5 protein-coding genes and 1 pseudogene are annotated in these 7,370 nt (G+C 65.9%); 2 read left to right on the forward strand and 4 right to left on the reverse strand.

The window, feature by feature from the left end:
• Nucleotides 1–845: 845 nt before the first annotated feature.
• Nucleotides 846–2,423 carry a BTAD domain-containing putative transcriptional regulator gene (locus ACTWQC_RS03140; protein WP_443313940.1) on the reverse strand — a complete coding sequence of 526 codons (1,578 nt, stop codon included), beginning with the start codon at nt 2,421–2,423 and terminating at the stop codon, nt 846–848.
• Between the two features lie 1,210 nt (nt 2,424–3,633).
• Here ACTWQC_RS03140 and ACTWQC_RS03145 point away from each other — a divergent pair.
• Nucleotides 3,634–4,215, forward strand: coding sequence for an ATP-binding protein (locus tag ACTWQC_RS03145; RefSeq protein ID WP_443313913.1), 582 nt, complete (start codon nt 3,634–3,636; stop codon nt 4,213–4,215).
• Here the strand turns inward: ACTWQC_RS03145 and ACTWQC_RS03150 are convergent.
• The 3 genes from ACTWQC_RS03150 to ACTWQC_RS03160 all read right to left on the reverse strand — a co-directional run bounded on the left by ACTWQC_RS03150 (nt 4,193) and on the right by ACTWQC_RS03160 (nt 6,620).
• On the reverse strand, nt 4,193–4,939 hold the full coding sequence (locus tag ACTWQC_RS03150; RefSeq protein ID WP_443313914.1) for a hypothetical protein: 747 nt from the start codon (nt 4,937–4,939) through the stop codon (nt 4,193–4,195). The two genes, ACTWQC_RS03145 and ACTWQC_RS03150, sit on opposite strands and share 23 nt — an antisense overlap.
• 345 nt (nt 4,940–5,284) lie before the next feature.
• Nucleotides 5,285–5,863: a hypothetical protein gene (locus ACTWQC_RS03155; RefSeq protein WP_443313915.1), complete on the reverse strand. Its 579-nt coding sequence runs from the start codon at nt 5,861–5,863 to the stop codon at nt 5,285–5,287.
• Nucleotides 5,864–5,876: 13 nt separating this feature from the next.
• A complete protein-coding gene (locus ACTWQC_RS03160) occupies nt 5,877–6,620 on the reverse strand; it encodes a helix-turn-helix domain-containing protein (RefSeq protein WP_443313916.1) in 744 nt (247 codons plus the stop codon).
• A gap of 533 nt (nt 6,621–7,153) precedes the next feature.
• Between ACTWQC_RS03160 and ACTWQC_RS03165 the strand changes: the two are divergent.
• Nucleotides 7,154–7,370 (forward strand): annotated as a pseudogene (locus ACTWQC_RS03165) (helix-turn-helix domain-containing protein); the annotation flags it as partial.

The raw sequence follows: 7,370 nt of genomic DNA on the forward strand, positions 1-7,370 counted from the left end.
CGACCTTGCAGGACCACTTGATCGCCTCGGCCTGCCATCTGCTCGCAAGAACTGGGCAAGACCTGCACAAGATCCCTTGCGCACCGTCGCTGTTCACTGGATTTCGACAGCCGCACACGGTGCGACGCTTTACGGACGCACCTGGCACGCAACTGCTGACGACTACTCCGGGCACGGCTCTTCAGTAGCGGGAGGGTGAACCATGACCAAGTTGGTGGAGCACGCCAGAGACCTGTCCTTGCGGCAGGGCACGTTCGGCGAGGACGAAGAGACGGGGCGCCAGAGGAACTTGATGGGCGTAGTCACAGAGCGCAGCCGGGACGAATTCACCCACGGAGCCCCCAATTGCTTCCCTCTCTAGCCCTGTGGCGGGTCAGCCCTGGTGATCACCCACCGCGGCAATTCCTGGTGAGGGAACGCCGATGGGACACCCTCAGCCTCAATCAGGGGCTCGGCCTGGCGGCCCTGGAGTCCATCCTGGTCCAGGGCAAGCCGGTGGGACCGGTCCTGAGTTGCGCCGTCCACCGTCTCGTACACATTCCGGTGACACCCTGCAACGGAAGCCTGCTGGCCGAGGGGTTCACTGTGCGATCGTTTGACCTGTCGTGTCCACGGGACGGCCGCCCCTCATACCCGCAATTCGGCAACTGTCCCGGGCGGACGTGGCTCCTGCCACCACGGCCCGAAGATGAATTCCTGCTCACCGAATTCGTGTCGATGTTTGAGGGGATCCACTGGGCAAGAAGCACTACCCGATAGACCACCGACCGTTCGCCGTACCTGGACCTGCTCACAGCGAAGAGTGCGGATCTGCTGGTACTCGACGAGTCGGGGTGGCGTAGGCGTCACAGGCAGGAGAGGGCAGTGCGAAGGTCGTCCGCGGGCGCTCCTGCGACAGCCAGTGCGTCCAGCCCGGTGATGTCGGCTTCGGGCAGTTCTTCGGCCAGGTGAGCAAGGGGGAGACCGGGTTGGATGGCGGCGCGGGCGGCCGCGATGCTCAGTGCCAGTGGTACGCCCGCGCAGCGCTTGAGTATCGCGGTGACCGCGTCGGGTTCGGCGCGGAGGCGGTGCTCGCCGAGGTGGCGGGTGAGGAGCTGGCGGGCCTCGATCTCGGACAGGGTGTCCAGAGTGAGGAGTTTGGCTCCGTGGGTCGTCACCAGGCCGGCAAGCTGGTGCCGACTGGTGATCAGCACCATGCAGCCGGGGCTGCCCGGCAGAAGCGGGATGGTCTGAGCGGAGTCCCGGGCGTTGTCCAGCACCATCAGCATGCGCTTGTCGGCCACCAGGCTGCGGTACAGAGCAGCCTGGGCAGCCGGCTCGGCGGGGACCGCCGCCGACTCCACACCCAGTGCGTCGAGGAAGCCCCGCACTGCCACGGCAGGCGGCACGGGCTCCCTTGAGGGGTCGAAGCCATGCAGGTTGACATACAACTGCCCGTCCGGGAAAAGCCCTTGATGGTGATGGGCCCAGTGCAAGGCCAGGCAGGTCTTGCCTATCCCTTCCATGCCGCCGATCGCCGAGATGGGCACGCTACCCGCGGATCCGGCCTCCCCCTCCAGCGCTGCCGAGAGCGCTGCCAGCTCGCGCGTCCGGCCAGTGAACACGCCCGACGGCGCCGGCAACTGGCGCGGCACCGGCACGGACACCGCGGCAGTCGGAGCGGACCTGGCCCTCGCCCCCGTCCCCGGGGCGAGAGCGGGATCGGCCGTGAGTATCTGCTGGTGCAGACGCTTGAGCGCCGGACCCGGGTCGATGCCCAACTCCTCGACCAGCAGCCCACGGGTGTACTGGTAATGCCCCAGCGCTTCGGCGGTCCGCCCGCACCGGTACAGCGCCAGCATCAGCTGGCCCGCCAGTCGTTCATCCAATGGATGCTCCCCGGCCCGGGCACGCAAGACCGGGAGCAGACCACCGTGCTGCCCCAGCCGCATCCGGGCATCCGCCCAGTCCAGCTCGGCAGCGAGCCGTTCGTGATGCAGGCACGTGCGCACCGTGTTGCTCCACGGGGTACCCACACCGGCCAGCGCCTCCCCCCGCCACAGCCCCAGAGCCCGCCCGAACAACGCCGCGGCCTGCTCATCCCCGTCCGCCCTGCGTGCCTGCTCCACCAGATCGCGGAACTGATACAGATCCACCACCGCGGGATCGACATCGAGCACATAACCCGCAGAGCGACGGGCGATATCCACACCCTCCGCCGCGGTCAAGGCCTGCCGCAGCCGCGACAGGTAGCCGTACAACGTCCCCCGCTGCGCCGGCTCCTCTCCCCACACCCGCTCCGCGAGCTGACTAATGCTCACCTCACGGTTGACGTCCACCAGCAAGGCCGCCAGCAGCAGCCGTTGCCGGGCATGGCCGAGATCGACCAGCCGGCCGTCGACACCCACCTCGATGCTACCCAGGACCCCTAACTCCACCGTCATCCCGGCCACCAACCCCCTTCTTCCAACCAAGCGGTCCTCCCAGTAGGGAGTTACGCCGTTGCGGTCTCGCCGACTCGGCCCGCAGCGTGCGACCGGTACGAAGCCCCGTACGACACTGATGTGTGCGCAGTGCCCGCCCGTGCAGCCGGTGAGTTCGAACATGTCGAGCTGGCAGTGCCCCAAGCCGGGCTTGTGCAGCCCGGGATGCGGGCTGACGTGGTCTTGTCTGAAACGCTGTCGCCGACCAGGCCTGGGGCTATCCACCCCGTGGGAGATCCTGAGGCCCTCGGCGCGCAGGGCGTGAACGGTGCGACGTCGTCCCTGACCGCCGAGCTCGAAACCGCCCTGCTCGGGGCGGCATGTGGCAGTCCCGGTCATCGTGTTCCTCTCAAATGAAGGAGGATCGGCTGCTGCCGTCGGCTTCGGGGTGGTCGTGGGATGGGAAGCGGTCGCGGCAATGAATACCTGCGTGGCAAGATCTTAAGGGTGTCGCCACACGAGTATCGGCAATAGGGAAAAAGGTAGCCGCAACCCCCCAGTAGGACAACTGCTGTAGCGAAATCGCCCCAGAATCTCGCGCATCAGTATGAGCCAGCGGGACCCAGCCATCGCCGGCCGAGCCGCCAGGGGCTTCCGGGCAGACCTGCTGTCCGTCCTTCAGAAGGTGTCGTCAGCGGGCCCCGGCCCCCCCAACTCCGAGACTGTCGGCGACCCGGCCGCCGGCCGTCGACGTCGACAGGAACCCGGCCAGAACCAAGACCCAGTAGCACCTTCCGCTTCCCGCCACTCCCGCCCTGCCGACGGGGGCATGCGAGACAGTTCACTGAACGGCCGTCACCACCGCGGCGGAAGGGCCGGCGACCTCACTACGTCTCATACTGCCGAACAATCTCGCCGGTAACTTCGCCACAACAGTTGTCCTTTGGTCAGACCGTCGGTACCTTCTAGGACAGTCGCCGGACTGATGTGGCGAAGTCAGCCGGATTCCGCCACCGAAGTAGTGTGCTGCCGTCGCTGCCGCTACGACACGAGCCCGCCCAGCCCTTGGACCAGCGCTCGGCGCCGTCTCTCCTGCAAACGCGCAGTCTCGGGTCGGCTCGACGGCGAGGGCGGACCCAGGCGATCAGCTTGTGATCCATTGCAGAGGCGGTCCGGCGGGGGCCCAGCGGAGCATTGCTCAGCTAACTTGTCCTAGATCTGAGGGGTCACCATGATCTCGACCGACACCAGCAGTGCCTTGAGCGCGGAATCGCCGAGCGTTGCTCCGCGCCACGCCGCCTTCATCCTCAACCCTGCCGATCGCCGCCAGATCGAGACCCTCCCCAAAGCCGCCCGGAATCTGGTGGATGAACACTTGACTCGGTGGAACCTTGCATCGCTCATAGACGCCGCCAAGATCGTGGCCAGCGAGCTCGTCACCAACGCCATTCAGTACGCCCCATGCAGGGTTGTCGGGTTCGCTTTGCGCTACGCCGAAGGCGCTTTACGCATTGAGGTCGAAGACGATTCCTCCGAAGATCCCCTGCTGCAGCAGACCAACGGCTATGAGGAACACGGACGGGGACTTCAGCTGGTCGGGCACCTCGCCCAAAGGTGGGGGTTTCACAGGAACGTGAGCGGCACGAAGACGACATGGTGCCTGTTCGACACCACCTCGGCAGTCGGCAGCAACCACGATGAGCTGCTCTGCGGGGGAATCATGGCACGACGCAGCACAGACGCATGCTCCGGTGCCGGCTGTCTTCAGCGATGTGCGTCGCTCGAGGCTTTCACTGAGCACCGTCCTTCTTGAGCGGGAACGCCCAAGTGGTACTGTCTCCCGACTCAATGGCCTGCATGAAGGCGTCGACGGCCTGACGGCGCATCTGCGGGGTCCACTGCGGTGCCTGCTCGGCCATCCTTGTGACGAACTCGATGACTCCGGCGTTCCTGAGGGCCAGGTAGTCGTCGAGCTCGGTGTCGATTCTGGCGGCCAGATCGTCGTCGAGGAAGTAGGCGGCCTGTGGGCCGTTATCGTCTGCCAGGCCGAAATGGCTTGCCAATCCCAGCAGGTGCTTCAGCCGCGGGTTGGGCAGGGAGCCGTGCGGTGGACTCAGCAGCTCACGGATGTAACTGGACGAAATCGAACCGTACTTCCCCTCCCCGCTGATCGTTTTTGCGGCTTCCTCGGGGGTGTACGGCCCCCGCCCAGGAGGATGGACCGCGTGGAACAAGCGGCGCAGTTTGGCTGGGAAGGACTGCCGAGGCTGCTCGTCGCCGAGGCGCTCCCTCCGGCCGCCGACGAAGACGGCCGGGCACACCTGAAGCGCAGCGGCCAGGTGCTCGATCGTCTGCAGGGTGGGATTGTCCCGGTGCCCGTTGCGTAGATGAGAGATGTAACCGTCGGTGATGTCACCGCCGAGACTGCTGACGATCTGAGCGAGCTCCGTGTTGGTGTACCGCTGGCCACGGCCAACAGGGGACAGGCACAAGTCATCGAGAATGGCCGCAAACGACTGCGGTGGACCATCAGCCACAGCCACACCTTCCCACCAGTCCCCGGCGCAACGGCATCATCAGGACTCAACCCGGCCGTTGGCCAAGAAGGCCACTGTTGATCTTCCTCGGCAGAGGCCCCCAGATCTTTGCTGCGCGCCCATACAAGTAAGAGGCACCGAGCCGCGAGGGCCCCGGGTAGGGCTCTTGGATGCGCCAGGTACGGGTGTCTGAACTTCTCACAGAGCCCGCGTTGCTTGCAGGATAGGGGATCCAATCAAGCAAGTATACTGCTGCGGCGAAAGGCCGCCATGATGTTGCACACAAGCACGAGATAGAGGTCACCTCGAAGATCGGCGCAGGCAGTCTCAGCACAGCCCGTGCGGTTAGCGCTTCTTGGGGACGGGTCCCAGTCCCTCCGCGATCCGCATCACGTGCGGCCTCGCCTCGGTCGGGGTCACGGCCTCCACAAGGTTCTGCCGCTCGGTCAGGCGTTCAATGAGCTCGTCGGCGAACTCTTCGGCTTCCCGTTCCTCGTCCCGGGTGTGGGTCGTCCTCCCGGCGACCAGGCGCACCATCTTGCTCGGCAGATGCGGCGCGAAGTGGCGCAGGCCCTCGCCGGGCCCGAGGGCGGTGGGCTGATGCCCCAGGAGCAGGTGTGCGAGTTCGTGCAGCAGAATGCCCAGCCTGTGGTACCAGGACGGGGACTTCGCGCAGTACACAACGTACGTTCCGTTGGCGAGCCGTGCCGTCGCGCCGCTGAGGTGCGTATTGCGCATGGGCATGAACCTGAGCTCGACACGCGCGCCGAGGCGCTCGCTCATCACCTCGCCGACACGCCGACAGGCGTCCCGGTAGGTCGCCGTATGCGAGAGGTTGAACTGCCCGACCACCTGGTCACAGAGTTCCCTGCGCTCGCGCTCGTTCATGGCGATCTCTCCGATGGCCCATAAAGCGATCTTCATGACCCCGACTGTTTCATTGAGCGCCATCTTTCCTGAGTGGAAACGCCCAGGCGCCATCGCCGGACTCGACGGCATACGAGAAGGCGTCAATGGCCTGGCGACGCATCTGTGGGCTCCACCGGGGCGCTTGCATGGCCATCCTCGTGACGAACTCCACGACTCCGGCGTCCCTGAAGGCCGCGTAGTCGTCGAGCTCGGCATCGATCGTGGCCGCCAGGTGGTCGTCGAGGAAGTAGGCTACCTGCGGCCCGTCGTCATCAGCCAGACCGAAGAAGTCGGCCAGCCCCAGTAGGTGCTTCAGCCGGGGGTTGGGCGGCAACTGCCGTGGCGGGTTGAGAAGTTCGCGAAGGTAACTGGACGAAATTGATCCGTACCTGCCGTTGTCACTGATGGCATTCGCGACCTCCTCCGGGGTGTACGGCCCCCGGCCGGGAGGGTGGACCACGTGGAACAGGTGGCGCAGCTTGTCCGGAAACGACCGGCGCGGCTGCTCGTCGCCAAGCCGTTCCCGGCGGCCTCCGACGAAGACGGCAGGGCTCACCCCGAGCGCAGCGGCCAGGTCCTGGACGGTTTGCAGCGTGGGGTTGTCCCGGTGCCCCTTACGCAAATGGGAGATGTAGCCGTCGGTGATGTCCCCGCCGTTGGCGACGACGAGTTGGGCCAGCTCGCTGTTGGTGTAACGCTGGGAACGACCGGCGGGGCGCAGGCACAGATCGTCGAGTACGGCCGCGAACGACAGGCACAGCCCCCTCGCCATGTGCCGCACCTCCCACAACGATCCCCGGACTGGGTGCGCGCTGCCGGCCAGTCACGCGGGGAGCGGCTGCCGGTCAGCCCAAGCAACGTGCAGGTTAACATACTGCAGAAGCGGCAGACCCTCACGCTTCAGCACAGGGGTATGAAACACGTCATGCCGTCGGCCGTGGCGGCGAAGCGTCGGGCAGAGCGGCGCCCGTTGACCAACGAGGCAAGAACTATGCAAGACCTGCCCAAGATATCCCGATCGTCCTCACTGTTAACTGGCCATCGGCAGCCGAATACGGACTGCAACAGGGGGGTTGAGGAAGGCTCAGGCAGTGCTTGGAGCCTCCCGACCGCGACCGAACCAGTGACGAGCCTGTCTGCGTTTCCCCTTCAGCGCCCGAACGCGGAGGGACTGCTACGCAGCGGGACCATTCCATCCCGCGACCTGAGACTCGGGTGCTCTCACTGGACGTCGTCCAAAAACAGCCAAGAACAGGGGCCGTTGTGTCGCAAGAGAGGTCCGGAGCGGGGTCCGACGTACTCGCCGTGCTGGAGTTGCTGGTCAGCGCGGGACCGGCGGATCTTCTCGATACGCCCGTACAGGAAGCCCGAAAACGAGGTGCCACCGGCGCCGAGCTGGAGGCGGTGGAACACGCCAGGCGATTAGGGCTGGCCATCCACGCTCAGCTGTACCGGCGGCAGCAGCGTGAGACAGGCCTTACCAGTCTGGTGGACACCGCACGGGAACTGGCTGCGTTGCACG

It is taken from the genome of Streptomyces sp. 8N616, from assembly GCF_052246385.1.
Lineage (GTDB): Bacteria > Actinomycetota > Actinomycetes > Streptomycetales > Streptomycetaceae > Streptomyces.

Bases quoted from the DNA above. Each gene is read 5' to 3' on its own strand.
- ACTWQC_RS03140 (WP_443313940.1), bottom strand. From the start codon at position 2,423: ATGACGGTGGAGTTAGGGGTCCTGGGTAGCATCGAGGTGGGTGTCGAC.
- ACTWQC_RS03145 (WP_443313913.1), top strand. From the start codon at position 3,634: ATGATCTCGACCGACACCAGCAGTGCCTTGAGCGCGGAATCGCCGAGC.
- ACTWQC_RS03155 (WP_443313915.1), bottom strand. From the start codon at position 5,863: ATGAAGATCGCTTTATGGGCCATCGGAGAGATCGCCATGAACGAGCGC.
- ACTWQC_RS03160 (WP_443313916.1), bottom strand. From the start codon at position 6,620: ATGGCGAGGGGGCTGTGCCTGTCGTTCGCGGCCGTACTCGACGATCTG.